This is a genomic window from Kitasatospora sp. Root107 (assembly GCF_001424875.1).
GTDB lineage: Bacteria > Actinomycetota > Actinomycetes > Streptomycetales > Streptomycetaceae > Kitasatospora.
Window position 1 is genome coordinate 151,615 of record NZ_LMCT01000012.1, and the last position, 25,349, is coordinate 176,963.

The 25,349-nt window shown below is 72.0% G+C and carries 27 protein-coding genes; 6 read left to right on the forward strand and 21 right to left on the reverse strand.

Annotated elements, in window-relative coordinates:
- Positions 1–55 precede the first annotated feature (55 nt).
- Together ASC99_RS12305 and ASC99_RS12310 are read right to left on the reverse strand one after the other, a co-directional pair.
- Positions 56–1,630, reverse strand: coding sequence for a serine/threonine-protein kinase (locus ASC99_RS12305; RefSeq protein WP_057231222.1), 1,575 nt, complete (start codon positions 1,628–1,630; stop codon positions 56–58).
- 54 nt (positions 1,631–1,684) lie between these two features.
- Complete coding sequence (locus ASC99_RS12310; protein WP_157531497.1) at positions 1,685–2,635, reverse strand: hypothetical protein; 951 nt, start codon at positions 2,633–2,635, stop codon at positions 1,685–1,687.
- Between the two features lie 126 nt (positions 2,636–2,761).
- Between ASC99_RS12310 and ASC99_RS12315 the strand changes: the two genes are divergently transcribed.
- Positions 2,762–3,271, forward strand: coding sequence for an SHOCT domain-containing protein (locus ASC99_RS12315; protein WP_057231225.1), 510 nt, complete (start codon positions 2,762–2,764; stop codon positions 3,269–3,271).
- On the opposite strand, the gene ASC99_RS36675 is transcribed toward ASC99_RS12315, so the two are convergent.
- Complete coding sequence (locus tag ASC99_RS36675) at positions 3,268–4,833, reverse strand: serine/threonine-protein kinase (RefSeq protein ID WP_157531536.1); 1,566 nt, start codon at positions 4,831–4,833, stop codon at positions 3,268–3,270. The two genes, ASC99_RS12315 and ASC99_RS36675, sit on opposite strands and share 4 nt — an antisense overlap.
- Before the next feature lie 171 nt (positions 4,834–5,004).
- Here ASC99_RS36675 and ASC99_RS12325 point away from each other — a divergent pair, with 171 nt between their 5' ends.
- Positions 5,005–5,472, forward strand: a complete 468-nt coding sequence (locus tag ASC99_RS12325) for a hypothetical protein (protein ID WP_057231227.1) — start codon at positions 5,005–5,007, stop codon at positions 5,470–5,472.
- A gap of 61 nt (positions 5,473–5,533) precedes the next feature.
- Here ASC99_RS12325 and ASC99_RS12330 read toward each other — a convergent pair whose 3' ends face one another.
- The 4 genes from ASC99_RS12330 to ASC99_RS12345 all read right to left on the reverse strand — a co-directional run bounded on the left by ASC99_RS12330 (position 5,534) and on the right by ASC99_RS12345 (position 10,002).
- Complete coding sequence (locus tag ASC99_RS12330) at positions 5,534–6,658, reverse strand: GuaB3 family IMP dehydrogenase-related protein (protein ID WP_057231229.1); 1,125 nt, start codon at positions 6,656–6,658, stop codon at positions 5,534–5,536.
- A 151-nt stretch (positions 6,659–6,809) separates the two neighbouring features.
- Positions 6,810–8,312 (reverse strand): IMP dehydrogenase, encoded by a 1,503-nt coding sequence (gene guaB, locus ASC99_RS12335; RefSeq protein ID WP_057231231.1) that lies wholly within the window; start codon positions 8,310–8,312, stop codon positions 6,810–6,812.
- A gap of 253 nt (positions 8,313–8,565) precedes the next feature.
- Positions 8,566–9,195, reverse strand: coding sequence for an RNA polymerase sigma factor ShbA (shbA, locus tag ASC99_RS12340; protein WP_063978433.1), 630 nt, complete (start codon positions 9,193–9,195; stop codon positions 8,566–8,568).
- Positions 9,196–9,390: 195 nt separating this feature from the next.
- Positions 9,391–10,002 (reverse strand): response regulator transcription factor, encoded by a 612-nt coding sequence (locus tag ASC99_RS12345; protein ID WP_014136228.1) that lies wholly within the window; start codon positions 10,000–10,002, stop codon positions 9,391–9,393.
- A 492-nt stretch (positions 10,003–10,494) separates the two neighbouring features.
- Between ASC99_RS12345 and ASC99_RS12350 the strand changes: the two genes are divergently transcribed.
- Positions 10,495–10,821, forward strand: a complete 327-nt coding sequence (locus tag ASC99_RS12350; protein ID WP_057231235.1) for a WhiB family transcriptional regulator — start codon at positions 10,495–10,497, stop codon at positions 10,819–10,821.
- 49 nt (positions 10,822–10,870) lie between these two features.
- Here the strand turns inward: ASC99_RS12350 and ASC99_RS12355 are convergent, their stop codons facing one another.
- The 3 genes from ASC99_RS12355 to groES form a co-directional block, all read right to left on the reverse strand.
- Positions 10,871–11,872, reverse strand: coding sequence for a LysR family transcriptional regulator (locus ASC99_RS12355; RefSeq protein WP_057231238.1), 1,002 nt, complete (start codon positions 11,870–11,872; stop codon positions 10,871–10,873).
- A gap of 209 nt (positions 11,873–12,081) precedes the next feature.
- Entirely contained in the window at positions 12,082–13,704 is a 1,623-nt protein-coding gene (gene groL, locus ASC99_RS12360; RefSeq protein ID WP_057231240.1) for a chaperonin GroEL, read from the reverse strand.
- Positions 13,705–13,803: 99 nt separating this feature from the next.
- A complete protein-coding gene (gene groES, locus ASC99_RS12365; protein WP_057231242.1) occupies positions 13,804–14,109 on the reverse strand; it encodes a co-chaperone GroES in 306 nt (101 codons plus the stop codon).
- 347 nt (positions 14,110–14,456) lie between these two features.
- Between groES and ASC99_RS12370 the strand changes: the two genes are divergently transcribed.
- Complete coding sequence (locus ASC99_RS12370; protein WP_057231245.1) at positions 14,457–15,647, forward strand: class I SAM-dependent methyltransferase; 1,191 nt, start codon at positions 14,457–14,459, stop codon at positions 15,645–15,647.
- On the opposite strand, the gene ASC99_RS12375 is transcribed toward ASC99_RS12370, so the two are convergent.
- The 5 genes from ASC99_RS12375 to tsaB all read right to left on the reverse strand — a co-directional run bounded on the left by ASC99_RS12375 (position 15,629) and on the right by tsaB (position 18,955).
- Positions 15,629–16,345, reverse strand: a complete 717-nt coding sequence (locus ASC99_RS12375; RefSeq protein ID WP_235502478.1) for a polysaccharide deacetylase family protein — start codon at positions 16,343–16,345, stop codon at positions 15,629–15,631. The genes ASC99_RS12370 and ASC99_RS12375 overlap by 19 nt on opposite strands.
- A gap of 166 nt (positions 16,346–16,511) precedes the next feature.
- The gene (locus ASC99_RS12380) at positions 16,512–16,763 is read right to left on the reverse strand and encodes a hypothetical protein (protein WP_369824181.1); all 252 of its coding nucleotides are present in this window, start codon (positions 16,761–16,763) and stop codon (positions 16,512–16,514) included.
- The gene (gene tsaD, locus ASC99_RS12385; protein WP_057231249.1) at positions 16,760–17,839 is read right to left on the reverse strand and encodes a tRNA (adenosine(37)-N6)-threonylcarbamoyltransferase complex transferase subunit TsaD; all 1,080 of its coding nucleotides are present in this window, start codon (positions 17,837–17,839) and stop codon (positions 16,760–16,762) included. The genes ASC99_RS12380 and tsaD overlap by 4 nt, the downstream gene beginning before the upstream one ends.
- The gene (gene rimI / locus ASC99_RS12390) at positions 17,832–18,314 is read right to left on the reverse strand and encodes a ribosomal protein S18-alanine N-acetyltransferase (protein ID WP_057231251.1); all 483 of its coding nucleotides are present in this window, start codon (positions 18,312–18,314) and stop codon (positions 17,832–17,834) included. Before rimI ends, tsaD begins: the two co-directional genes overlap by 8 nt.
- Positions 18,311–18,955, reverse strand: a complete 645-nt coding sequence (tsaB, locus tag ASC99_RS12395) for a tRNA (adenosine(37)-N6)-threonylcarbamoyltransferase complex dimerization subunit type 1 TsaB (protein WP_057231253.1) — start codon at positions 18,953–18,955, stop codon at positions 18,311–18,313. The genes rimI and tsaB overlap by 4 nt, the downstream gene beginning before the upstream one ends.
- 142 nt (positions 18,956–19,097) lie before the next feature.
- On the opposite strand from tsaB, the gene ASC99_RS12400 reads away from it, so the two are divergent.
- Entirely contained in the window at positions 19,098–19,652 is a 555-nt protein-coding gene (locus ASC99_RS12400; protein WP_057231255.1) for a hypothetical protein, read from the forward strand.
- On the opposite strand, the gene ASC99_RS41695 is transcribed toward ASC99_RS12400, so the two are convergent.
- The 6 genes from ASC99_RS41695 to ASC99_RS12425 all read right to left on the reverse strand — a co-directional run bounded on the left by ASC99_RS41695 (position 19,649) and on the right by ASC99_RS12425 (position 24,652).
- The gene (locus ASC99_RS41695; protein WP_255359237.1) at positions 19,649–19,783 is read right to left on the reverse strand and encodes a hypothetical protein; all 135 of its coding nucleotides are present in this window, start codon (positions 19,781–19,783) and stop codon (positions 19,649–19,651) included. The two genes, ASC99_RS12400 and ASC99_RS41695, sit on opposite strands and share 4 nt — an antisense overlap.
- 129 nt (positions 19,784–19,912) lie before the next feature.
- Positions 19,913–20,407: a tRNA (adenosine(37)-N6)-threonylcarbamoyltransferase complex ATPase subunit type 1 TsaE gene (tsaE, locus tag ASC99_RS12405; RefSeq protein WP_057231258.1), complete on the reverse strand. Its 495-nt coding sequence runs from the start codon at positions 20,405–20,407 to the stop codon at positions 19,913–19,915.
- Positions 20,404–21,489 carry an alpha/beta fold hydrolase gene (locus ASC99_RS12410; RefSeq protein WP_057231260.1) on the reverse strand — a complete coding sequence of 362 codons (1,086 nt, stop codon included), beginning with the start codon at positions 21,487–21,489 and terminating at the stop codon, positions 20,404–20,406. Before ASC99_RS12410 ends, tsaE begins: the two co-directional genes overlap by 4 nt.
- Positions 21,486–22,667, reverse strand: a complete 1,182-nt coding sequence (gene alr / locus ASC99_RS12415) for an alanine racemase (RefSeq protein ID WP_057231263.1) — start codon at positions 22,665–22,667, stop codon at positions 21,486–21,488. Before alr ends, ASC99_RS12410 begins: the two co-directional genes overlap by 4 nt.
- A gap of 142 nt (positions 22,668–22,809) precedes the next feature.
- A complete protein-coding gene (locus ASC99_RS12420) occupies positions 22,810–24,267 on the reverse strand; it encodes a bifunctional ADP-dependent NAD(P)H-hydrate dehydratase/NAD(P)H-hydrate epimerase (protein ID WP_057231265.1) in 1,458 nt (485 codons plus the stop codon).
- Between the two features lie 16 nt (positions 24,268–24,283).
- Positions 24,284–24,652 (reverse strand): holo-ACP synthase, encoded by a 369-nt coding sequence (locus tag ASC99_RS12425; protein WP_057231267.1) that lies wholly within the window; start codon positions 24,650–24,652, stop codon positions 24,284–24,286.
- Between the two features lie 136 nt (positions 24,653–24,788).
- On the opposite strand from ASC99_RS12425, the gene ASC99_RS12430 reads away from it, so the two are divergent.
- On the forward strand, positions 24,789–25,346 hold the full coding sequence (locus ASC99_RS12430) for a Uma2 family endonuclease (protein WP_057231269.1): 558 nt from the start codon (positions 24,789–24,791) through the stop codon (positions 25,344–25,346).
- Positions 25,347–25,349: the final 3 nt, after the last annotated feature.

Sequence of the window (25,349 nt, forward strand, 5' to 3'; positions counted from 1 at the left end):
GCTCGAAGCCCCGAACGGTACCCGTCGGTAACAGGAAAATATCTGTGGCAGATCTTTATCTCGTCGGTACGAACTCGTTGAGTACCGTGGTCAGGATCCGCTGCCCCGCGACCCAGTCCTTGTCGTTGTCCGGCGCGGCCACCAGCAGCGTGTACGAGGTGCCCTTGGCATCCCGGAACTCCACGTCCTTGACGTGCCGTCGGTTGCCGTCCTTGGTGTACGTGAACTCCCAGACCGCGCCCTCGGCCCCGTTCACGTCCACCTTGGTCAGCGAGATCTGCCGGTAGTCCTTGCTCCCGCTGCGGACCGACGCCTCCATCTCCCGGAAGTGCGCGATCGGCTCCATCGGCTGGCCCACCGCCACCGCGAACTGCAGGTAGCGCTGCCGGCTCTCCGGCCGGTCCGGCGAGTAGTAGATCTGGTTGTTCTCCACCGAGCGCGCCCAGGTACCGCCCTCGGTCGGCAGCAGGAACCGGAACCCGGCCGGATCGTCCATCCAGCGGTAGCCCTTCGGCGCGGCCGCCGAGGACTCCGACGTGGTCGGCACCGGGCTCTGCTGCTGCTCCTGCGCAGCCGCGCCGCCCTTCGTCACGGTGGTCACCGCGTACGTGGCGGCCCCCGCCAGCACAGCCGTGGCCAACCCGGCCACCAGCACCCGGGGCCAGACCCGACGACGGGTCAGCCGCTCGGTCGGCGGTTCCGGTGCGACCGCCGGCTCGGCCGGCTCGGACCGGTCCACCACCGGGACCGACTGGGTCGGCTCCACCTGCGGCCGGGGCGCGGGCGCCGCCTTGATCTCCAAGGTGTGACCGGCCGTCACCTCCGCCAGCATCCGCAGCGCCTGGTCCGCCCCCGGCCGGTCGGCCGGGTCCTTGGCCATCAGCGCCGCCAGCACCGGACCGAGCGCCCCCGCCCGGCGCGGCTCCGGCAGCGGGTCACCCACCACCGCGGCCAGCGTGGTGATCGGCGAGCTGCGCCGGAACGGCGACTCGCCCTCCACCGCCGCGTACAGCGTCGCGCCGAGACCCCACAGGTCCGAGGCCGGTCCCGGACGCTCGCCCTGGGCCCGCTCCGGCGCCAGGTAGTCCGGCGATCCGACCAGGTCCCCCGGCCTGGTCAGCTCGGTCGAACCCTCGAAGGTGGCGATCCCGAAGTCCAGCAGCACCACCCGTCCGGTGCCGTGCTCCAGCAGGACGTTGGCGGGCTTCACATCCCGGTGCAGTACGCCGAGTTGGTGCCCACGGTGCAGCGCGGCCAGCACTTGGGCGCCGACCTCGGCCGCCTCCCGGGGCGTCAGGGTGCCGTCCTGGCTGATCACATCGGCCAGCGAGCGGCCGTCGATCAGCTCCATCACGATCCACGGGCGGCCGTCCTGCTCCAGCACGTCGTGGATGGTGATCACGCCGGGGTGCTTGATCCGCGCGGCCGCCCTGGCCTCGCGCTTCATCCGGGACTGGAGGATCTCCAGCTCCTCCTCCGGCAGATGGCTGACCGTCAGTTCCTTGACCGCCACCTCACGGTCCAGCAGCTCGTCCCTGGCCTGCCAGACCGTGCCCATCCCGCCCCGGCCCAGCCGCTCGCCCAGCGCGTATCTGCCGGCCAGCAGCCGCTGACCCTCCCCTGCGTCCACAGTGGCTGCTCCCCCGTACCAGACGTTCGATTCACGTTCCCTGCACAGGTTAGATCAGCCCCCGAACGCGACCACCGCCGCCAGGGCCGCTGCCAGCAGCACCAGCACCCCACCCACCAACAACGGCCCCAGCAGCATCGGGCTGACCTTCCGTCCGATCCGGCCCGCGGTCACCACCGGGGTCTTCGCCCGCGGCCTGCGCACCACCGGACCGCGCGGCCGGACCACCGGCAGCAAGGGGGTCACCCGCTCGAACGGCTCCGGCGCCCCGGCCAGGAACGCGGCCAGCCAGGACCGCAACTGTCCCAGCGTCAGCCCCCCGGCCAGCAGCCCCTCCACCGCAGGCCGGAGCGGACCACAGCCGTCCGCCGGGGCGGCCCGCCCGTCCCGGACCGCCGCCAGCAGCTCGCCCAACTCCCGCTCCGGGTACGGCGAGTGGCCGGTCAGCAGCCGGTACATCAGCACGCCGAGCGCCCAGCCGTCCCCGGCCGCACCGCCGACCGGCGCCCACCGCTCGGCCCGCACCCCGAGCAGCACCGCCCGTGCCTCGTACACCCGGCGCGGCACCGGACCGCCCAGCGCGGCGCAGAACCCCTCCTCCGCCGCCCCGGCCAACAGCCCGCCGAGCAGCGCCGCCCCGTCCTCACCGACCAGCACCGAATCGGCCGAAACGTTCCCGTGCACCAGCCCGGCCCGGTGCAGCGCACCCAGCGCACCCGCCAGATCCGCCGCCAACTCCGCCACCCGGTACGGCGACCACGGCCGCTCGGCCAGCTCGGCCAGCGGCACCCCGGCGGGCAGTTCCTCCGCCACCCAGAGCCGCCGCCCCTCGACGAACGCCCCGAAACCCCGCAGCAGCCGGGGGTGCGCGGGCACCGTCGCCAGCCTGGCCGCCAGCCGCTCGGCCAGCCCGGTCCACGGCTCCGCATCCCAGTCGTCCTGGTTCAGCAACTCCGGCAGGTCGAGCGCCGCCAGCCGGGTCTGCTCACCGCTGTGAGACTCCACCGCGCGCACGTCAGCACCGATCGGACGGTCCGTCACCCGGTACCGCCCGCCTACCACCTGCCCCGGGGCCAGCAATGCGTCGTCCCTCCCTAGGGGTGTCACAGTACGCGGGCTACCCTCGAAAACATGGACTGGACCGATCTGATCGACGTCGCCTTCGACGCCCTGGGCAGTGACAGCAACAAGAGCTCGGCCCTGCACTCGGTGCAGCAGGCCGCCCTGCCCGACGAACGACCGGTCGCCGCCACCGCCGGACGCCACCCCGACCACTTCCGCAAGGGCGCGCTGGTGCTCACCACCCACCGCCTGCTCTTCCTGAAGGACGGCAAGCCCCCGGTACCGGTTCCGCTGGAGGGCGTCACCGACGTGACGGTCACCAGGAGCCGTCTGAACGGCGAGATCCTCCAGGTGGTCGCCCTCACCGGCGCCCACCGCTTCGAGGACGTGAGCAAGGCCGAGTTCTTCTCCGAGCAGCTCCGCAGTACCGCTCAGGCCGCCCGCGACCGCCACCACGCCCCGGCGGCCCCGGCCGGCGACCTGCTCGACCAGCTCGAACGGCTCGCCGCGCTGCACTCTTCCGGCGCCCTCACCGACGAGGAGTTCGCCCTCGCCAAGGCCAAGCTGCTCCAGGGCTAGGGCGCCGGCTGGAAGCTGTCGAACGAGACCTGCCGGGCCTGCACGACCTCCGGCTTCGACCAGTCCGCGTCCGGCACCGTCCAGTAGATCGCGTAGCCGTACTTCCCGGTCACGAAACCCCGGTCGAGCGAGTGCTGACGGATGCCGGTCCTGCCGTCGTACGTCCACTCCCAGTCGGCCGCGTTGGTCCAGGACCGGAACGTGAGCGCCTTGGTGCCCAGGCTCTTGTAGCCGCGGAAGTCACGCCCCGCATCCATTTCCTCCCAGACCTTCAGCGCGCTCGGCCCCGGCTTGGCGGTCCAGGCGACGGAAAGGGTGATGCCGTTGCCCCGGTAGTAGAACTGGGAGCCGTCGTCGCTGACCCCGTCCTCCTTGAGCCAGTCGGGCACCTTGATGGTGTAGCCCTGGGCGCCGCGCACCTCCCGATAGCCCGTCAGCTGACCCGGCGTCGGGTTGGGCGTGGTGGCGGGGGTCGGCGTCGGGGTGGTCGCGGGGCTGCTCCCTGCCGAGGCGCTCCCCGCCGGGGTACTCGCGGCCGCCGGGGCACTCGCCACCGGACCGGCCGCCGAGCCCCGATCCTTGTCCTTCCACGGCTGCCAGAGCACAACCCCGGCCACCAGCGCCACGACCACCAGTACGGCGGCGGCCACCAGCGGCCACCGCCGGGCGGGCCCGGCCACGGGTATCGCCGCCACCTCGGTGGTGGACTCCGCCCGCGCGGTGCCCTCGGCCACCACCCGGCGCAGCAGCGGCCGGGCCGCCGCCGCGTCCACCCGCAGCGCCGGGTCCTTCTCCAACAGCCCCTCGATCAGCGGCGTCAGCAGCCGTCCGGCACTCACCGGCGGCGTCAGCGGCTCGGTCATCACGGCCGTGAGCGTGGCCAGCGCCGAGCCCCGGTCGTACGGAGGCTTGCCCTCGACCATCGCGTACAGCGTGCCGCCCAGCGACCACAGGTCGGCCGGCGGTCCCGGCTTCTGGCCCCGGGCCCGCTCCGGCGAGATGTACGAGGGCGCGCCGACCAGCATGCCGGTGGAGGTGACCGAGGTGTCGCCCTCCACGCTGGCGATGCCGAAGTCGGTCAGCACCACCCGGCCGTCGTCGCCGATCAGCACGTTGGACGGCTTCACGTCCCGGTGCAGGATGCCCAACTCGTGGGCCTCGCACAGCACTCCGAGCACCTCGAGGGCGATCTCGGCGGCCCGGACCGGCGACAGCGGCCCGTCCTCCTTGATCACCTCGGCCAGCGAGCGGCCGCCGACCAGCTCCATCACGATCCACGGCCGGTCGTCCTCCTCGACCACGTCGAAGACCGTCACCGCCGCCGTGTGCCTGATCCGGGCGGTCGCCTTGGCCTCGCGCAGGGTCCGGACCACCAGCCGGTGCCGGTCCTGCTCGTCGACGCCGTCGTGCATCCGGAGTTCCTTGACCGCGACCGTCCGACCGAGCATCTCGTCCTCGGCCCGCCAGACGGTGCCCATGCCACCGCGCCCGAGCACCCCGGTCAGCCGGTAACGCCCGCCCAACAGACGTCCGCCGGTCTCGGTCATCGCCACGTCCCCCATAGTGCGGTCGGCCAAGCCCCCATCATGTCGTGTCACCCCGACCACGCGTCAGCCGCCCCCGGGCAGAGCGGAGTTCGTACTCGACCCGTGATCAGAAATGGCTGTTCCCGGCCACTTCGGCGCTGCTAGCGTTCGCCGTCGTTCACTTCTTCTTCCCGGGGGACACCCACCATGAGCACCGACCTGCCCGGCCCCGCCATGCCCGCACCGCCGGCCGCCCCGGCTCCGGCCGCCCCGCAGGCCCAGGGCGTCGCCATCGCCGCTGCCCTCGGCGCCGCGATCGTCGCCGGGCTGGCGTACGGCTTCATCGCCAAGGCCATCGAGCGCGAGATCGGCTGGGCCGTGATCGGCATCGCCGCCGCCGTCACCTTCACCCTGGGCCGACTCGGCGGCCGGGGTCAGGCGCTGCCCGTGATCGGCGCGGCGCTGTCCGTCCTCGGGCTGTTCTTCGGCCAGATCTTCACCATGGCGCTCTTCGGCCACCAGGAGCTCGGCATCTCCGTCGGCGACCTGCTGACCAGCCAGTTGGACCTCACCATCGAGGTCTGGAAGGGCGAGCGCGACATCATCGACCTGCTGTTCTACGGCTTCGCGGTGTACTTCGGCTACACGTACACCACCAAGTTCGCCACCTCCTGACCCGCAACGCCGAAGGCCCCCGCCGTGTCGTCACGGCGGGGGCCTTCGGCGTGATGCACCGTCAGCGGTGCTGCGCGGGGTTGACCGTCACCTCGACGCGCTGGAACTCCTTGAGCTCCGAGTACCCCGTGGTGGCCATCGCCCGGCGCAGCGCGCCGAACAGGTTCATGGTGCCGTCGGGGGTGTGCGACGGGCCGGTGAGGATCTCCGCCGTGGTGCCCACGGTGCCGAGGTCCACCCGCTTTCCGCGCGGCAGCTCCTCGTGCACGGCCTCCATGCCCCAGTGGAAACCCTTACCGGGCGCGTCGGTGCCCCGGGCCAGTGCGGCACCGATCATCACCGCGTCCGCGCCACAGGCGATCGCCTTGGCCAGGTCGCCGCTGTAGCCGACCCCGCCGTCCGCGATCACGTGCACGTACCGGCCGCCGGACTCGTCCATGTAGTCCCGGCGGGCGGCCGCGACATCGGCCACGGCGGTGGCCATCGGGACCTGGATGCCCAGCACGTTGCGGGTGGTGTGCGCGGCACCGCCGCCGAAGCCGACCAGCACACCGGCGGCGCCGGTCCGCATCAGGTGCAGCGCGGCGGTGTAGGTGGCACAGCCACCGACGATCACCGGGACGTCCAGCTCGTAGATGAACTGCTTCAGGTTCAGCGGCTCGGCCGCACCCGAGACGTGCTCGGCGGAGACCGTGGTGCCCCGGATCACGAAGACGTCCACGCCTGCGTCGACCACGGCCTTGGAGAACTCGGCGGTCCGCTGCGGCGAGAGCGCGGCGGCGGTGACCACACCGGACTCACGCACCTCCTTGATCCGCTGCTTGATCAGCTCCGGGTCGATCGGCGCGGAGTAGATCTCCTGCAGCCGACGGGTGGCCAGGGCCTCGTCCGAGATGGTGGCGATCTCGTCCAGCAGCGGCTGCGGGTCCTCGTAACGGGTCCACAGACCCTCCAGGTTGAGCACGCCGAGCCCGCCGAGCCGGCCGATCTCGATGGCCTGCGCGGGCGAGACCACGCTGTCCATCGGCGCCGCCAGGAACGGCAGCTCGAACCGGTAGGCGTCGATCTGCCACGCGATCGAGACCTCCTTCGGGTCGCGGGTACGGCGGCTGGGGACGACGGCGATGTCGTCGAAGGAGTACGCCCTGCGGCCGCGCTTGCCTCGCCCGATCTCGATCTCAGTCACTTCGAGCCCTTCCTGCTGCTTGCTGGTCGCCCCAAGTATCCCGTACTCGGCCCCCTGGCCCTCGCCACGACCGCACCATGGACACGCGAAACGGCAGGGCACCACCTGCGGAACTGCCGCGGGTGGTGCCCTGCCGTGGTGATCCGGAGCCTCAGCGCCCGTGGTAGTTCGGCGCCTCGACGGTCATCTGGATGTCGTGCGGGTGGCTCTCCTTGAGGCCCGCCGAGGTGATCCGGACGAACCGGCCCTTGGACTCCATCTCGGCGACCGTGGCCGCGCCGACGTAGCCCATGGTCTGCCGCAGACCGCCGACCAGCTGGAACAGCACCGTGGACAGCGGGCCGCGGTAGGGGACCTGGCCCTCGATGCCCTCGGCGATCAGCTTCTCGTCCGAGGAGACCTCGGCCTGGAAGTAGCGGTCCTTGGAGTACGAGCGGCCCTGGCCGCGCGACTGCATGGCGCCCAGCGAGCCCATGCCCCGGTACGACTTGAACTGCTTGCCGTTGATGAACATCAGCTCACCCGGCGACTCCTCGCAGCCGGCCAGCAGGCTGCCCAGCATCACGGTGTCGGCACCGGCGGCCAGCGCCTTGCCGATGTCGCCGGAGTACTGCAGGCCACCGTCACCGATCACCGGCACGCCGGCCGCCTGGCAGGCCACCGCGGCCTCGTAGATCGCCGTCACCTGCGGGACACCGATGCCGGCCACCACGCGGGTGGTGCAGATCGAGCCCGGGCCGACGCCGACCTTCACGCCGTCCACGCCCGCGTCGATCAGCGCCTGGGCGCCGTCCCGGGTGGCCACGTTGCCGCCGACCACGTCGACCGCGACGGCCGACTTGATCTTGGCGATCCAGGACAGCGCGTTGTGGCTGTGCCCGTGCGAGGTGTCCACCACCAGGAAGTCCACCCCGGCGGCCACCAGGGCCTGGGCCCGCTCGAAGGCCTCGGCGGAGGCGCCGACGGCGGCACCGACCAGCAGGCGGCCCTCGGCGTCCTTGGCGGCGTTCGGGTACTTCTCGGCCTTGACGAAGTCCTTGACCGTGATCAGACCCTTGATCCGGCCCTCGTCGTCGACCAGCGGGAGCTTCTCGATCTTGTGACGGCGGAGCAGTGCCATCGCGTCCACACCGGAGATCCCGACCTTGCCGGTGATCAGCGGCATCGGGGTCATGATCTCGCGGACCTTGCGGTTGCGGTCCGACTCGAAGGCCATGTCGCGGTTGGTGACGATGCCGAGCAGCTTGCCCGCCTCGTCCGCGATCGGCACACCGGAGATCCGGAACTTCGCACAGAGCGCGTCCGCGTCGCCCAGCGTGGTCTCCGGACCGACCGTGATCGGGTCGGTCACCATGCCGGACTCGGAGCGCTTGACCAGGTCGACCTGGTTGGCCTGGTCCTCGATCGAGAGATTGCGGTGCAACACGCCGACGCCACCCTGGCGGGCCATCGCGATCGCCATCCGGGACTCGGTCACCTTGTCCATCGCGGCCGAGAGCAGCGGGATGTTCACGCGGACGTTGCGGGAGACCCGGGAGGAGGTGTCCACCTGGTTCGGGAGCACCTCGGAGGCACCGGGCAGCAGCAGGACATCGTCGTAGGTCAGTCCGAGCATCGCGAACTTCTCGGGTACGCCTGCGGCGTTGTAGGACATGAGTGGGGACCTTCCGTGGCGGCCGTCGATCTGATCCCGCGCCCGGTGAGGGTCCCGGGCACGCTGCTCTCGAACCGGCACCAGCTCAGACCGCCAAGACACCCGGGGACCTGGAGGAACCTCCAACGGAACCCCATGCGCACCCGCGAAACTTTGGCGACCTGCCCAGGCGCCGATACCCCATGGTACTGGCAACCCGAATGCCGAACTCGCGCCCCCTTGACAACACCGCGAGGACTCGATCCCTTCCAGGTCAGGAAGGTTCCTCGGTCAGCTCGGCCAGCGCACGCAGCCGGCTGAGCGCCCGGTGCTGGGCGACCCGGACCGCGCCGGGCGACATCCCGAGCACCTCCCCGGTCTCCTCCGCCGACAGCCCGGCGGCCACCCGGAGCAGCACCAGCTCGCGCTGACGGGCCGGCAGATTGGAGAGCAGCTCCTTGGCCCAGGCGGCGTCGCTGCTCAGCAGCGCCCGCTCCTCGGGGCCGAGCGCGTCGTCCGGCAGCTCGGGCATGTCGTCGGGCGGGATCACGGTCGAACCGGGGCCACGCATCGCGGCCCGCTGCAGGTCGGCCACCTTGTGCGCGGCGATCCCGTAGACGAACGCCTCGAACGGACGCCCCTCGTCCTTGTACCGGGGCAGCGCGCAGAGCACCGCCACACAGACTTCCTGGGCCACGTCGTCCACGTGGTGCCTGGCGCCGCCGGGCAGCCGGACCAGCCGCCCCCGGCAGTAGCGCAGGGCCAGCGGGTGGACGTACGCCAACAGGGCCTCGATGGCCGGGCCCTCGCCCGACACCGCCGCAGCGACCAGGGAGCTCAACTCGACCGAGGCCACCGATGCCGAGGACGAACCGCCGGCTCGGGGAGGATCGTCGTCGCGCATCGGTCCATGGTGCCTGGTCGGAGCGGAAAACATGGCACCGCGTCCGGAGTTGTGCATCGGAACGTTATGCGCCTCCCCCACCGCCGCCTCCGCCCGCTGGTCCCCGAGGTGCTCCATTACTCCATGGTGCAGCCTCGGGACCGTAACGTCACACGTCTGAGCGAGCATTGGACTCTGCCGGCCGGTGAGGGCCGGTCAGCGGACCAGGCCCCAACGGAAACCGAGCGCCACGGCGTGCGCGCGGTCCGAGGCGCCGAGCTTCTTGAACAGCCGCCTGGCGTGCGTCTTCACGGTGTCCTCGGAGAGGAACAGCTCGCGCCCGATCTCGGCGTTGCTCCGGCCGTGGCTCATCCCTTCGAGCACCTGGATCTCACGCGCCGTCAGCGTCGGTGCGGCACCCATGTCGGGGCTGCGCAGCCGGCGCGGGGCGAGCCGCCAGGTCGGGTCGGCCAGGGCCTGGGTGACGGTGGCCCGCAGCTCGGCGCGCGAGGCGTCCTTGTGCAGGTAGCCCCGGGCCCCGGCGGCGACCGCGAGCGCGACCCCGTCCAGGTCCTCGGCCACCGTGAGCATGATGATCCGGGCCCCCGGGTCGGCCGAGAGCAGCCGACGGACCGTCTCCACCCCACCCAGGCCGGGCATCCGGACATCCATCAGGACGAGATCGGAGCGGTCGGCCACCCAACGGCGGAGGACCTCCTCACCGTTCGTCGCCGTGGTCACCCGGTCGACACCGGGGACCGTCGCCACCGCGCGGCGAAGCGCCTCCCGGGCGAGGGGGGAATCGTCGCAGACGAGTACGGATGTCATGACCGTCCTCCGCAGCTGATCCGCGTCACGTTGAGCCTCCTGGCTGGTACGAATCTCTCCGACACGGCCGAATGACGAAGGACTTCGGTCGGACCGACGGTCTCCCGTGATCGTTCCCGACGTCCAGCGCCTGCTAACCGCCTCCGCACTTCCAACGACCGTCACTCGAATGAGTTACGGCTTTCAGGGCCATCTCCACCACTGTACGTGGCCGACCCGTTACCGATCAGCCGCATCGCGGTGCACACGCCGCGCATTTGTGCTGATCACACGCATGCCGCGCACCACCAGCGCTCTTGAGCATCCCCCCACGCCCCCGGCGCCACCCGAATGCCACGCCGGTACCCGCAAACACCATGCCCTCTTTGTCCGGTTTTATAGCTTCTGTACGGTCATTGACTGTTGTGTGGCTCTGTGAGTGACTTGTCCCAGTGGTTGCCGTAAGTCATATTTCCAGGTGTGCATACCGGTCCATGAAGGGATACAAGAGCCATGGCAGACTTTTCCCGCCTCCCCGGCCCCAACGCAGACCTCTGGGACTGGCAGCTCTCCGCCGCCTGCCGCGGCGTGGACAGTTCGCTCTTCTTCCACCCGGAGGGCGAGCGCGGGGCCGCGCGCAGTTCGCGCGAGGCAAGCGCCAAGGAGGTCTGCATGCGGTGCCCGGTCCGGACCGAGTGCGCGGCGCACGCGCTGGCGGTCCGCGAGCCGTACGGCGTCTGGGGCGGCCTCACCGAGGACGAGCGCGAGGAACTGATGGGCCGTTCGCGCAACCGGCTGGTCGAGGTACCGCTCACCCTGCCCGCCACGATCAGGCGCTGACCGGACGTCAGGTAGTGCAGAAACGTTTCATCGACGAAACCCGCCCCGGCTACCGGTCGGCGGCCGCCCCGGCAAGCTGATCCAGCATCAGCGCCACGGCCGGGACCTCCGCCAGATCCGGCAGGGTCAGTGCGACCACCTGCCGCACCGCCGGGGCACCCGAGGCGGCCCGCACCGGCACCGCGGCCACCTTCGAGTGCCGCACCGCCTCCAGCGCGAGGCCCGGCAGCACCGCCACCCCGAGCCCGGCCGCCACCAGCCCGACCACCGCCGGGTAGTCGTCGGTGGCGAAGTCGATCCGCGGCTCGAAGCCCGCGCCCGCACACAGCTCCACCAGGTGCCCCCGACACTGCGGACAGCCCGCGATCCACTGCTCCGCCGCCAGCTCCACCAGATCCACCGGCCTGCTCTCGTCCCTGGCCGCCAACGGGTGGCCGATCGGGAGCAGGCCGATCAGCGGGTCGTCCAGCAGCGGCCGGACCACCAGGTCCGACCAGTCGTTCGCGGCCTGGCTGGCGGCCGCCTCCAGGGTCGCCTCCGCCCTCGCCTCCCGGGCCGTGGTGTGCGGGGCGGGCAGCACGGCCCCACCGTGCGAGTCCGGGTACCGGAACGCCAGCGCCACCTCGCACTCGCCACCCCGCAGCATCGCCAGCGACTCCGGCGGCTCCGCCTCCACCAGCGACACGCGCACCCCCGGACGGGCGCCCCGCAGACGGGCTACCGCCGGCGGCACCAGAGTGGAACTCGCGGTCGGGAACGACACCAACCGCACCCGCCCGGCCCGCAGCCCCGTGATCGCGGCCACCTCCTCCTCGGCCGCCGACAGGCCGGAGAGAATGCCGTTCGCGTGCTTCAACAGCACCTGACCCGCCTCGGTCAGCTGCATCCCCTTCCCCGACCGGGCCACCAACGGGGTCGCCACCGACTTCTCCAGCGCCTTCATCTGCTGGCTCACCGCAGGCTGCGTACAGCCCAGCTCCCGGGCAGCGGCAGAGAACGAACCGCTACGGGCAACGGCGCGCAGGACGCGGAGATGGCGGGCCTCGATCATGCCTCAGTTATAAGCGATCCTTTGGGCAAATGGCCAACCACATCAGGGGCTCGGGGAACTGCGACGCCGACCCTTACAAGGTGATCCGTACGTAGGTGGTCAGGCACTTTCGCAGTGACCCGCACGCCAGATCTCCTCCTGAGCACCCGCGAAACGCCGAAGGCCCGGCTCACCGAAGTGAACCGGGCCCGCGGAGTGGTGACGGAGCGTCAGTGCGAGTGGCCGTGGCCACCGTGACCGGCCGGCTCGTCGTCGGCCGGCTTCTCGACCACGAGCGTCTCGGTGGTGAGCAGCAGCGACGCGATCGAGGCCGCGTTCTCCAGGGCGGAGCGGGTGACCTTGACCGGGTCGATGACGCCGGCCTTCAGCAGGTCGCCGTACTCGCCGGTGGCGGCGTTGAAGCCGTGACCGGCCTCCAGCTCCGCGACCTTGTGGGTGATGACGTAGCCCTCGAGGCCGGCGTTCTGGGCGATCCAGCGCAGCGGCTCGGCGAGCGCCTTGCGGACGACCGCGACACCGGTCGCCTCGTCGCCGGTCAGGCCCAGGCCGCCGTCGAGCACCTTCTGGGCGTGCACGAGAGAGGCGCCGCCACCGGCGACGATGCCCTCCTCGACCGCCGCGCGGGTCGCCGAGATGGCGTCCTCGAGACGGTGCTTGCGCTCCTTGAGCTCGACCTCGGTGGCCGCGCCGACCTTGATCACGCAGACGCCGCCGGCCAGCTTGGCCAGGCGCTCCTGCAGCTTCTCGCGGTCCCAGTCCGAGTCCGTGTTGGCGATCTCGGCCTTGATCTGGTTCACGCGACCGGCGACGGCCTCCGAGTCACCGGCACCGTCGACGACCGTGGTCTCGTCCTTGGTGATGGTGACGCGGCGGGCGCTGCCGAGCAGGTCCAGACCGGCCTGGTCGAGCTTGAGGCCGACCTCCTCGGAGATGACGGTGGCACCGGTGAGGGTGGCCAGGTCGCCGAGGATGGCCTTGCGGCGGTCGCCGAAGCCGGGGGCCTTCACCGCGACGGCGTTGAAGGTGCCACGGATCTTGTTGACCACGAGGGTGGAGAGCGCCTCGCCGTCCACGTCCTCGGCGATGATCAGCAGCGGCTTGGAGGTGCCGCCCTGCAGGATCTTCTCGAGCAGCGGGAGGAGCTCCTGGATGCTGGAGATCTTGCCCTGGTTGATCAGGATGTACGGGTCCTCGAGGACCGCTTCCTGACGCTCGGCGTCGGTGACGAAGTACGGCGACAGGTAGCCCTTGTCGAACTGCATGCCCTCGGTGAAGTCGAGCTCCACGCCGAAGGTGTTCGACTCCTCGACGGTGATGACACCGTCCTTGCCGACCTTGTCGATCGCCTCGGCGATCAGGTCGCCGACCTGCGGGTCCTGGGCGGACAGGGACGCGACGGCGGCCACGTCCTCCTTGCCCTCGATCTCGCGGGCGCTGGCGAGCAGGTGCGCGGAGACGGCGGCGACGGCCTTGTCGATGCCCTTCTTCAGGGCGGCCGGGCCGGCGCCCGCGGCGACGTTCCGGAGACCCTCGTTGACCAGGGCCTGGGCCAGCACGGTGGCGGTGGTGGTGCCGTCACCCGCGACGTCGTTGGTCTTGGTGGCGACCTCCTTGACGAGCTGCGCGCCAAGGTTCTCGTACGGGTCGTCCAGCTCGATCTCGCGAGCGATGGTGACACCGTCGTTGGTGATGGTCGGGGCGCCGAACTTCTTGTCGATGACGACGTTGCGGCCCTTGGGACCGATGGTCACCTTGACGGTGTCGGCCAGCTTGTTCACGCCACGCTCGAGCGAGCGGCGGGCGTCCTCGTCGAACTGCAGGATCTTCGGCATGATTCCGTTTCCTAAAGGGGTCTACTGACGACGTGAGCCAACAACCGCGCCCCGGGCCCCTGTCACTGGTGACAAGAATCCGGGGCGGGCTGGTACGTCTTACTTCTCGATGATGGCGAGAACGTCGCGCGCCGAGAGAACCAGGTATTCCTCACCCTGGTACTTGACCTCGGTGCCGCCGTACTTCGAGTACAGGACGATGTCGCCGACGGCGACGTCCAGCGGGAGACGCTGGCCGTCCTCGAAGCGACCCGGACCGACGGCCAGGACGACGCCCTCCTGGGGCTTCTCCTTCGCCGTGTCCGGGATGACCAGGCCGGAGGCCGTGGTGGTCTCGGCGTCGAGCGGCTGGACCACAATGCGGTCCTCGAGCGGCTTGATGGCAACCTTGCTGCTGGCGGTCACGTCCGAGCTCCCCTTCGGAGATTACGGGGTTGTTCTTCAGGTAGGTGGCGATGAGTACGGGTCTGCCGTCGCGGGGGTCAGACTCGCTTCATCGCGTTAGCACTCACCCGGTGGGGAGTGCCAGGAACGACCATAGGCGGCCGTTAGCACTCAGTCAACCAGAGTGCCAACGGCGTGGCCCGGAGAACCGCCGGAAACCGAGTAGCCGCACTCATGTACGAGACGGCCCCGGCCAGAATGGCCGCCATGCTCCTGCTCGCCTCGGTGGCCGGCGCGTCCTTGGAACTGCCACCCCTGCTACAGCGGCAGCGGCCGGTGCAACTGACCGGGAGCGGCAGAATGGGCCCGTGGAGATCGAATCGTTCCGTGGCCTGTTGACCGATCAGGGCCAGTCCCTGCTGGCCGAGCTCCGGGAGTTCAAGCCCGGTGAGGAGCTGGCGCTGGCCACCCGGCTGCGCAAGGAGCACCCGGCCGAGCTGGTCAGTGCGGCGCTCGCGCAGGCGGGGCTGCGGCAGCGGGCCAGGGCGAAGTTCGGTGACGACGCCGACGCGATGTACTTCACCCCGAACGGGGTCGAGCAGGCCACCCGCCGCAGCGTCGCCGAGTGGCGGGCGCAGCGGTTCGCCGCGCTCGGCGTACGGCGGCTGGCCGACCTGTGCTGCGGGATCGGCGGCGACGCGATCGCCCTGGCCAGGGCCGGGATCGCGGTCCTGGCGGTCGACCGGGACGAGCTGACCTGCGCCGTGGCCGAGGCCAACGCGGCCGCGCTGGGCCTGGGCGGGCTGATCGAGGTCCGGCAGGCGGACGTCACCGAGGTGGACGTCACCGGGTACGACGCGGTCTTCACCGACCCGGCGCGCCGGACGGCGCGCGGGCGGGTCTTCGATCCGGAGGCGTACTCCCCGCCGCTCTCCTGGGCGATCGAGGCGGCCCGCCGCACCCCGTACGGGGCGCTCAAGGTGGCGCCCGGCATCCCGCACGCGCTGGTGCCCGAGGGCGCCGAGGCCGAGTGGGTCTCGGACCACGGGGAGGTCAAGGAGGCGGTGCTCTGGTTCGGCACCGGGGCCACCGAGCCGCACCGGGCCACCCTGCTGCCGGGCCCGCACACCCTGACGGGCGGTCAACTCCCCGACCCGGCCCCCGGGCCGGTCGGCCGCTACCTGTACGAGCCGGACGGCGCGGTGATCCGGGCCCACCAGGTGGCCGAGGTGGCCGAGCAGGTGGACGGGCGGCTGATCGACCCGATGATCGCGTACCTGACCTCGGACCGGCTGGCGGCGACCCCGTACGCGCACGCGTACGAGCTGACCGACGTGCTGCCGTTCCACATCAAGAAGCTCAAGGCGCTGCTGCGCGAGCGCGGCGTCGGCACCGTGGTGATCAAGAAGCGCGGCATCGCGATCACCCCCGAGGACCTGCGCAAGCAGCTCAAGCCGAGCGGCCCGAACGAGGTCACGGTGATCCTCTGCCGGACCGACCGGGGCCCGCTGATGATGCTGGGTCAGCCGGTGACGCCGGGTCAGCCGGCCGGGGCCTGAATGTAGTCCTCGAGCCGGGCCACCGCGAAGCCCTGCTCCTGGATCCGGCGCAGCAGCTCGGCGAACATCTCGGTCATCGTCTCGCCCTTGAGGTCCTTGGGCCCCCGGAAGTGCGCCAGCACGATGTCTCCGGGCTTCAGCTTCTTGTCGGCGGCCTGGTACTGCATGTCGTGGATCTGCATCGACTCGCGCCAGAGCACGATCGCGCGCGGCCCGCACTGCGCCACCGAGGTGTTCAGCTGCGGGGTGTGCGCGCCGTCGCCGTACGGCGGGCGGAACAGCAGCGGGGCCTTGCCGTACTGCTGGGTGAGCGCGGCCTGGGCGTCGCAGACCTCGGACTTCTGCTTCTCCGCCGGGACCTTGCTGAGCTGCGCGTGGTCGGTGGTGTGGTTGTGCACCTGGTTGCCGAGCGCCTGGAGTGGCTTGAAGTAGCCGTAGTCGTCCTTGACGATGTCCCGGGTCAGGAACATCGAGATCGGGACCTTCAGGTCGGTGATCATCTCGACGAACTTCGGGTCCTTCTCGGCCCCGTCGTCGATGGTGACGAAGACCACCTTGTCCTTGGTCGGCACCTCGCTGAAGACCGGCACCGGGCCGGTCGCGGTCAGCTTGACCGGCTTGTCGGCCGGGGCGGCGGGGGCCGACGGCAGCGCAGCCAGGCCCCACTTGGCCCAGTTCCCGGCCGCCGACGGAGTCACTGGCGGAGCGTCAACCGACCTGGAGGCGACCGGAGTCGGTGACGGCGGACCCACCGGGGCTCGGCCGCCGCCACTGCCGCAACCGGTCGCCAGCAACAGGGCAAGCGCAGCCGCCCCGTACGTCTTCTTCACCGTTCCCCCGTCGTTCAGCCAACTCTCAGGAAGGCTACTCGACGTGCTCGCTGGTGAACCCCCACCGATGGACGGGGCGCGCCAGCAGACCGGCGGGGGGCTCGGCCACGGGCACCGGATCGCCGTCCCACCAGGTGATCAGCAGCACCCGGTCACCGGGGGCGCTGAACAACTCCGCGCGGACCGAGCCGCGCAGCTGGGGCAACGCGAACTCCCGCACCCAGGCGGAGAGTTCTGCGCCCCGGCCGTCGGCAGCCCGGGCCTCCCACATCTGCGCGAAGGTCACCGCAGCGCCTCGTGCGCGGCGGCGTGCAGGTCGGTGTGCGGGACCGAGACCTCGGTGACCGGCAGCGAGGAGTCCGCCGACAGGTCGAAGGAGGAGGGCGCGCGGTCCCGCCAGACCATCTCGGAGCCGAGCGCCGCCACCATCGCGCCGTTGTCGGTGCACAGGCCCGGGCGCGGCACCCGGAGCACGATGCCCGCCTTGTCGCAGCGCTGCTGGGCCATCTCGCGCAGCCGGGAGTTGGCCGCCACCCCGCCGCCGATCATCAGGTGGTCGACGCCGCTGTCCTTGCAGGCCTTGACCGCCTTGCGGGTCAGCACGTCGGTGACCGCCTCCTGGAAGGAGGCCGCCACGTCGGCGATCGGCACCGTCTCGCCCGCGCGCCGCTTGGCCTCGACCCAGCGGGCCACCGCGGTCTTCAGGCCGGAGAACGAGAAGTCGTACTCCGGGTCCTTCGGACCGCTCAGCCCGCGCGGGAAGCGGATCGCCTTCGGGTCGCCGTCCCGGGCCATCCGGTCCACCACCGGGCCGCCGGGGAAGCCGAGTCCGAGCACCCGGGCGATCTTGTCGAAGGCCTCGCCGGCCGCGTCGTCGATGGTCGAGCCGAGCGGGCGGACGTCGGTGGTGATGTCCGCGCTGAGCAGCAGCGAGGAGTGCCCGCCGGAGACCAGCAGCGCCATGGTGGGCTGCGGCAGCCGGCCGTGCTCCAGCTGGTCCACGCAGATGTGCGAGGCCAGGTGGTTCACCCCGTACAGCGGCTTGTCCAGCGCCCAGGCGTACGCCTTCGCGGCCGAGACGCCGACCAGCAGCGCACCGGCCAGTCCGGGCCCGGCGGTGACGGCGATGCCGTCCAGGTCGGAGCCCTTGATCCCGGCGGTGTCCAGCGCGCGCTGGATGGTCGGGACCATCGCCTCCAGGTGCGCCCGGCTGGCGATCTCCGGCACCACGCCGCCGAACCGAGCGTGGTCGTTGACGCTGGAGGCGACCGCGTCGGCCAGCAGCGTGGTGCCCCGGACGATGCCGACACCGGTCTCGTCGCAGGAGGTCTCGATACCGAGGACCAACGGTTCGTCAGCCATCGGCCGGCTCCTTGGGATTGTCGAGACGCATCACCAGTGCGTCCACGTTGGCGGGTTGGTAGTAGCCGCGGCGGATGCCGACCGGCTCGAAGCCGAAACGCTCGTACAGCCGCTGGGCGCGCGGGTTGTCCATCCGCACCTCCAGCAGCAGTTCGGCGCACTGCCGCCGGGCGGCCTCGGCCACCAGGTCGGCGAGCAGCCGGGCACCGAGCCCGGCGCCCTGCTGTTCCTGGGCGACCGCGATGGTCTGCACGTCACCCTCGGCGCCGACGGCCATCAGACCGGCGTAGCCGACGATGCCGCCGTCCTCGCCGACCGCGACCGTGTAGTGCCGGGTGCCGCCGGGGCCGGTGTCGGCCAGTTCGGACCAGTACATGCCGCGCGACCAGGCGTCCTCGGGGAAGAGCCGGAGCTCCAGCTCCATCACCGGCTCGATGTCCCACCAGCGCATCGGCCGCAGCCGGGCGGTGGTCATGCCGGGAGCACCGCCTTGTAGCCTGCCGGCACCTGGGCGTCGGGACGGCGCAGGTAGAGCGGCACGTTGGGCAGCAACTCCCGCCCGGCCGCCAGCTCCTGGGCCGCGAAGTCGGCCAGCCAGCCGGCCGACACGTGCTCGGGGCCGGTCACCTGCGGAAAACTCTCGGGGTACAGCAGCGCGCCCGCACCGACCGCGACCGCCTCGGGCGTCAGCTCGGCCGCGCGGCCCACCTCGGGGCCCGCCGTCCGCCGCTTGTCCGCGTCGTACGAGGCCCAGTAGACCTCCTTGCGCCGGGCGTCGGTGGCCACCGTGAACGGACCGGTCACCTCGGCCTGGTGCGCGATCGCGTCCAGCGTGCAGACACCGTGCACCGGCACCCCGAGCGCGTGGCCCAGGGTGGCCGCGGTGACCAGGCCGACCCGCAGGCCGGTGTACGGGCCGGGGCCGACGCCGACCGCGATGCCGGTCAGCGAGTGCTTGTCGACACCCGCCTCCCGCAGCACCCGGTCGATCGAGGGCAGCAGCAGCTCCCCGTGCCGGCGGGCATCCACCTGGTGGGCCTCGGCCAGCACTCTGGTGCCGTCGTGGACGGCGGCCGTGACGGCGGGGGTGGCGGTGTCGAACGCAAGCAGCAGCACGGGGTCAAGGTTAAGGGGTGCGCCGGGGTCGGTATTTCATACCGGGCCTGAACACACGGCCACGACGGTCCGGACGGGCTCGCCGGACCTGGCACGATGGGCCGGGAGAGCACGAGCGGGTACGAGCCTGGCGGGAGCAGACGTGTCACGTCCTGGAGTGGTGGTCACCGGTCTGACCCTGGCGGCACTGGCGGCGGTCGGCCTGCTGGCCTTCCAGGCCAACGGCGCGGCCACCCGGATCCCGGAGGCCAAGCCCGCCGCGAGCTCGGCCGCCGCGCCGAGCCCGAGCGCCTCCGCCAGTCCCTCCGCCCCCGCGCTGCCCGCCTCCTCCGGCACCGGCCGACGGGTGGTCTACTCGGCGGGCAGCCACTACGTCTGGCTGGTCGACCCGAAGAAGACCCCGCCGGCCCAGGCCGCCTTCCCGGTCACCCCGGGCTCGGTCGAGCCGACGCCCGGCAGCTACACGGTCTACAGCCGGACGGCCGCGGGCATGGGCACCGACGGCCGGCAGATCGAGCACGTGATCCGGTTCGCCCAGCAGAACAACGTGGTCTTCGGCTTCAGCGCCGCACTGGACGGGGCGACCCCGTCGGCCGATCCGAAGGCCAAGACCGGCGGCATCCGCTCCGGCCGGGCCGACAGCCAGACCCTCTGGGATTTCGCGCCGAACGGCACCAGGGTCGTGGTGATCCCCTAGGCCGCCTTCTTGGCCTCGGACTGTCCCCCCACCAGGACCTTCGGCGGCGTGGACACCGCGCGGGCTGCCGCAGCGGCCGCGAGCAGGGCCCGCATGGGGGTCTGCTGTGGAGCGGGTGTCGTGCTCGACATGATGCGTCTCCCTAGTTAGGCACACCTAACCGCGGAGTCCATCCCACCACATCCGGGACCTCACCGACAACACTTTGCCGACACTCCGTCGGAAACTCAGACCCTCCGCCCCCCAATTGCCGGAGGGTCTCAGACCGTGGCCAGCCCGGCCAGGTCGACGTCGGCCCAGCGCGGGCCGATCCCGGTCAGCCGGACCTGGCGCGGGTCGGAGTCGTCCTCGGCCGCGTCGCCGATCGCCCGTTCGATCCGGACCTCCAGCCGATCGTCCGTCAACTGCTCGACCTTGCCCTCACCCCACTCGACCACCACCACCGACTCCGGCAGCGAGACGTCGAGATCGAGGTCCTCCATCTCGTCCAGGCCGCCGCCCAGCCGGTACGCGTCCACGTGCACCAGCGCCGGTCCCCTGGTCAGCGAGGGGTGCACCCGGGCGATCACGAAGGTCGGCGAGGTGACCGCGCCGCGCACCCCGAGGCCCTCGCCGAGCCCCCGGGTCAGGGTGGTCTTGCCCGCGCCCAGCTCGCCGGAGAGCAGCACCAGGTCGCCGGGGCGCAGTACGCCCGCCAGCGCCCGCCCGAGCCGGTTCATCCGTTCGGGGGTCTCCACTGTGATCACCGCGGTCACTCCTTCGCTCCGGCGGCGGCCAGCAGCTCCGTCAGGTGACGGTCCACCAGCTCCGGCCGCTCCAACATCACCAGGTGCCCCGCGTCCGGCACCAGCACCAGCTCCGCACCGAGCAACGCGGCCGCGATCGCCTCGCTGTACTCGGGCGGGGTCAGCAGGTCCTTCGTCCCGGCCAGCACCAGTGCGGGCCGCCCGGCCATCGCCGCCAGCGCGGCCAGCTTGTCGTGCGCGCTGAACGCCGGGTAGAACTCGGCCACCACGTCGAACGGGGTGGCGTCCAGCATCTGCTCGGCGAACCGGGACACCCCGGGGTCGACGTCCGCGCTCCCGAACGAGTACCGCCGGTAGAACACCGCCGTCACATCGGCCCCGAACTTCCGGGTCGCCTCCACCAGGCCCGCCTGACGGCCCAACAGCTTCACCACCCCGGGCGCCAGCCGCTTCATCGGCTTCGCCAGGGCGGCGGGCAGGCCCAGCGTGACGGAGTCCCAGCCCGCCGCCAGGGTGCCGACCAGCGCGACCCCGGCCACCCGGTCCCGGAACAGCTCCGGCTCCTGTTCGGCCAGCGCCATCACGGTCATCCCGCCCATCGAGTGCCCGACCAGCACCAGCGGCCCGGTCGGCGCGACGGCGTCCAGCACCGCCTTCAGGTCGGCGCCCAGCAGGTCTATGCTCGCGGGCTCCCCCGCCAGGTACGAGCGCGAGCGCTCGGACCGGCCGTGGCTGCGCTGGTCCCAGAACACCAGCCGGGCGCTGCCGCGCAGCGCGGCGCGCTGGAAGTGCCAGCTGTCCTGGTTCAGGCAGTACCCGTGGCTGAACACCACCGTGAGCGGCGCGTCCTCGACCCCGTCCAGCTCGACGTACAGCTCGGTCCCGTCGGCGGCCGCCACCCTGACCGGACGGCCGCGCAGCGACCCGTACGGAGCCGCCGCGTCCAGCTCCTCCTGTGCCCGGCGCCGGGTCGCCCGACCCACCGCCAGCCGCTCCACCGCGACGCCGGCCGCCGCACCGGCGGCCAGCAGACCGACCGAGATCCCGATCAGTCCGGCAGCCCGGCCCACACCCGGCGTCTTCTCGGTCACGACGACGCCCCGAGATAGCGACGCGGCACCCGGGCGCCGATCCGGGTGACGATCTCGTACGAGATGGTGCCGCAGGCCCGGCCCCAGTCCTCGGCGGTCGGCTCGCCGTGCTCACCGTTGCCGAACAGCCGCACCTCGTCGCCCGCCCGGGCGGTGTCCCCGCCGAGGTCGATCACGAACTGGTCCATCGCCACCCGGCCGGCCGCCGTGTACCACTTGCCGCCGACCTGCACCGGGCCGGTGCCACTGGCGTGCCGGGGGATGCCGTCCGCGTAGCCGATCGGCACCAGGCCGAGCGTGGTCTCGCCCGAAGTCGTGTAGTGGTGCCCGTAGCTGACGCCGTGTCCGCCCGGTACGTGCTTCACCAGGGCCAGCCTGGCGGTCAGCGCCATCACCGGCCGCAGCCCGAAGTCCGCCGGTCCGCCGACCTCGGGCACCGGGGAGAGCCCGTACATCGCCAGACCCGGGCGGACCAGGTCGTAGTACGACTCCGGGAGCAGCAGCGTCGCGGGCGAGTTGGCCAGGTGCCGCACCTCCGGGCGCAGCCCGGCCCGCTCGGCCGAGGCCACCGCCTCGGCGAAGCCGTCCAGTTGGAGCCGGATCGAGGGGTGGCCGGGCTCGTCGGCCGCGGCGAAGTGCGACCAGAGGCCGACCACCGTGATCAGGCCCTCGGCCTCGGCAGCGCGGGCCGACGCCACCAGGTCCGGCCAGTCCCGGGGCTGGCAGCCGTTCCGGCCCAGCCCGGTGTCGGCCTTCAGGTGGACCCGGGCCTGGATGCCGGTCTCCCGGACGGCGGCGAGCAGCTCGTCCATCGCCCACCGGCCGCTGACCGAGATGTCGATCTCCGCCCGGAGCGCCTGCGCCCACGGCCCGCCCGGGGTCCACAGCCAGCACAGCACCCGGGCCAGGTCCGCCCCGATCCCCGCCGCCCGCAACGCGAGCGCCTCCTCCGGCGTCGCCGTACCCAGCCAGCGGGCGCCGGCCGCAACCGCCTCCCGGGCACAACTGACCGCGCCGTGGCCATAGGCGTCCGCCTTGACCACTGCCATCAGCTCGGGGCCGTGGGTGCGCTCGCGCAGCGCAGCGAGGTTCCCGCGCAGGGCGGCCAGGTCGATGGTCGCCTCGGCGCGGACCCCGTCGGTGAGCAGGGCCGTCCCGGTCGTGTTCGCAGTCGTCATCGCGTATCAGTCTCCCAGACCGAGTCTCCGCCCTTGGCACCCGCGCTGGTGACACACGCCAGGGGCTCGGGCTCTGCTGGTGTGCGGCTCCGCCACGTGAGCGACGCCGGCCACGGCTCAGGTCACCCCATGCACGCGGCGATCACGCTCCCGTGGTCGGCGTCGCAGTTCCCCGAGCCCCTGGTAGTGCCTGGTTGAGCGCCTGCGCAACGTCCAGCGCCGTGATCGGAGTCCGGTGCTCCGCAGCGTGCCGCCCCGCGAGGCCGTGCAGGTAGGCAGCGACCGAGGCGGCATCGAAGGGGGTGAGGCCGGCCGCCAGCAGGGAGCCGAGCAGGCCGGCCAGGACGTCGCCGCTGCCCGCCGTGGCCAGCCAGGAGGTGCCGGTCGGGTTGACCCGGCAGCGGCCGTCGGGGGCGGCCACCACCGTGGTGGAGCCCTTGAGCAGCACCGTCGCCCCGTACAGCTCCGCCAGCCGCCGCGCCGTGGCCAGCCGGGTCGAAGCCAGCTCCTCCGCAGCAGGCGGCGCCTGACCGGTCGCCCCGGCGAGCAGCCGGGCCGCCTCGCCGGTGTGCGGGGTGAGCACCAGCGGTACGTCCGCGCCGGGCCCCCGCCGGGCCAGCTCGGTCAGCCCGTCCGCGTCGACCAGCACCGGGCCCCCCGCCGCCAGCGCCTGGTCCAGCACCTCGCCGACCCCCTCGCCGCCACCGGGCCCGACCACCCAGGACTGCACCCGCCCGGCCGCCGCCAGGTCCCCGTCGCTGACCAGCACCTCGGGGAACCGTCGCACCACCTCGCCCGCCGCGGAACCGACGTACCGGACCGCCCCGGCCCCGCCCCGCAGCGCCCCCGCCACCGCGAGCACCGCCGCACCGGGGTACTTCGCCGACCCGGCCGCGATGCCGACCACACCCCGGCGGTACTTGTCGCTCTCGACGCCGGGCACCGGCAGCAGCCGCCGCACGTCCGCCTCCTGAAGGGCCGTCACCGCCGCCTCCGGCAGGTCGAGCCCGATCCCCACCAGGTGCACCACCCCGGCGTACGAGGCCCCGGGGTCGACCAGCAGCCCCGGCTTGTACGTACCGAAACAGACCGTCACATCGGCCCGCAGCGCCGCCCCGGCCACCTCACCACTGTCCGCGTCCACCCCGCTCGGGACGTCCACCGCAACCACCGCACCCCGCCGCGCCATCCCGGCGAACCCTGCCGCCGCCGGCCGCAGCCCGCCCCGGCCGCCGATCCCGACGATGCCGTCGAGCACCAGGTCAGCCTCGGCGAACTCCGCCTGATCCACCGTCACCCGCCCACCGGCGGCACGCAGCGCCGCCAGTCCGCCCGCGTGCACCCGCTCAGGTGACAGCAGCAAGGCCCGGACCCGCGCCCCCCGCCGGGCCAGCAGCGCGCCCGCGTAGAGCGCGTCGCCCCCGTTGTCGCCGCTCCCGGCCAGCACCAGCACCCTGCTGCCGTAGACCCGGTCCAGCAGCCGTACGCAGACGGCCGCCAGGCCGTACGCCGCCCGTTGCATCAACATGCCCTCGGGCAGCCGGGCCATCGCCTCGGCCTCCGCCGCACGTACCTGTTCCACCGTATGGGCGTACCGCATGCGACAACCTCCGGGCTCAGCCTTCCGCGATCACCACGGCCGACGCTACGCCCGCATCGTGGCTCAGCGACACGTGCCACGACCTGACGCCCAGTTCGGCCGCCCGCGCCGCCACCGTCCCACGCACCGTCAGCAACGGCCGGCCGGAGTCCCCGACCTCCACCTCGGCGTCGGTCCAGTGCATCCCGCCGGGCGCCCCGAGCGCCTTGGCCAGCGCCTCCTTCGCCGCGAACCGCGCCGCCAACGAGGCCACCCCCCGCCGCTGACCGTTGGGCAGCAGCAACTCCCCCGGCGTGAACAACCGCTCCGCCATCCCGGGCGTCCGCTCCAACGCCGCCCCGAACCGCTCGATCTCCGCCACGTCGATCCCGACCCCGACAATCACCGCGCTCGGCTCCTCTCCCTCGCTGCCCGGACCTTACGGCACACTTTCGAGTGAGAACCGCTTCGATCCCCTCCGGGTGACGGCCCGTCCACCTACCGTGTCGCGCAGACCGCACCCACCAGGAGGGAGAAGGGCCATGGTCGCCATGCCAGCCATCGAGCATCCGCTGCCCGAGGACGATCTCCTGCAGACCTTCCTCAGCCTTGAGACACCGCTGGGCTACAAGGCAGAGCTCATCGAAGGGGAGATCATCGTGACCCCACCGCCGGACGGTTCGCACGAGACGACATTCGCCTCGCTGATCCGACAGTTCATCCGCGAGTCGGCGGCGGACTTCGACATCGCCGGCACCAAGGGCCTGATCACCCCCCTCGGCCACTTCGTCCCGGACGGCACTGTCAGCCCGGTCGGCCACTTCCACGACTCCGAGCCCTGGGCCGACACCACCGGCGTCCTGCTGGTCTTCGAGATCACTTCCAGCAACCCCACCAAGGACCGGGACGCCAAACGGCGCGGCTACGCAGCCGGCCTGATCCCCTGTTACCTGCTGATCGACCGGACCCGCGCCGAGGCCGTGCTCTTCACCGACCCGGTGAACGGCGACTACGCCGCCCTCACCAAGGTCCCGTTCGGCAAGCCGCTCGACCTGCCCGCCCCGTTCTCCTTCGCCCTGGACACCGCTCCCCTGAGGTGACGA

Excerpts from the sequence above, each read along its gene's own strand:
- ASC99_RS12315 (WP_057231225.1), top strand. The coding sequence starts at position 2,762 with ATGGACTGGACCGATCTGATCGACGTCGCCTTCGACGCCCTGGGCAGT.
- ASC99_RS36675 (WP_157531536.1), bottom strand. The coding sequence starts at position 4,833 with ATGGGGGACGTGGCGATGACCGAGACCGGCGGACGTCTGTTGGGCGGG.
- ASC99_RS12325 (WP_057231227.1), top strand. The coding sequence starts at position 5,005 with ATGAGCACCGACCTGCCCGGCCCCGCCATGCCCGCACCGCCGGCCGCC.
- guaB (WP_057231231.1), bottom strand. The coding sequence starts at position 8,312 with ATGTCCTACAACGCCGCAGGCGTACCCGAGAAGTTCGCGATGCTCGGA.
- shbA (WP_063978433.1), bottom strand. The coding sequence starts at position 9,195 with ATGCGCGACGACGATCCTCCCCGAGCCGGCGGTTCGTCCTCGGCATCG.
- ASC99_RS12345 (WP_014136228.1), bottom strand. The coding sequence starts at position 10,002 with ATGACATCCGTACTCGTCTGCGACGATTCCCCCCTCGCCCGGGAGGCG.
- ASC99_RS12350 (WP_057231235.1), top strand. The coding sequence starts at position 10,495 with ATGGCAGACTTTTCCCGCCTCCCCGGCCCCAACGCAGACCTCTGGGAC.
- ASC99_RS12355 (WP_057231238.1), bottom strand. The coding sequence starts at position 11,872 with ATGATCGAGGCCCGCCATCTCCGCGTCCTGCGCGCCGTTGCCCGTAGC.
- groL (WP_057231240.1), bottom strand. The coding sequence starts at position 13,704 with ATGCCGAAGATCCTGCAGTTCGACGAGGACGCCCGCCGCTCGCTCGAG.
- tsaD (WP_057231249.1), bottom strand. The coding sequence starts at position 17,839 with ATGGCTGACGAACCGTTGGTCCTCGGTATCGAGACCTCCTGCGACGAG.
- rimI (WP_057231251.1), bottom strand. The coding sequence starts at position 18,314 with ATGACCACCGCCCGGCTGCGGCCGATGCGCTGGTGGGACATCGAGCCG.
- ASC99_RS41695 (WP_255359237.1), bottom strand. The coding sequence starts at position 19,783 with ATGTCGAGCACGACACCCGCTCCACAGCAGACCCCCATGCGGGCCCTG.
- alr (WP_057231263.1), bottom strand. The coding sequence starts at position 22,667 with ATGACGACTGCGAACACGACCGGGACGGCCCTGCTCACCGACGGGGTC.
- ASC99_RS12420 (WP_057231265.1), bottom strand. The coding sequence starts at position 24,267 with ATGCGGTACGCCCATACGGTGGAACAGGTACGTGCGGCGGAGGCCGAG.
- ASC99_RS12430 (WP_057231269.1), top strand. The coding sequence starts at position 24,789 with ATGGTCGCCATGCCAGCCATCGAGCATCCGCTGCCCGAGGACGATCTC.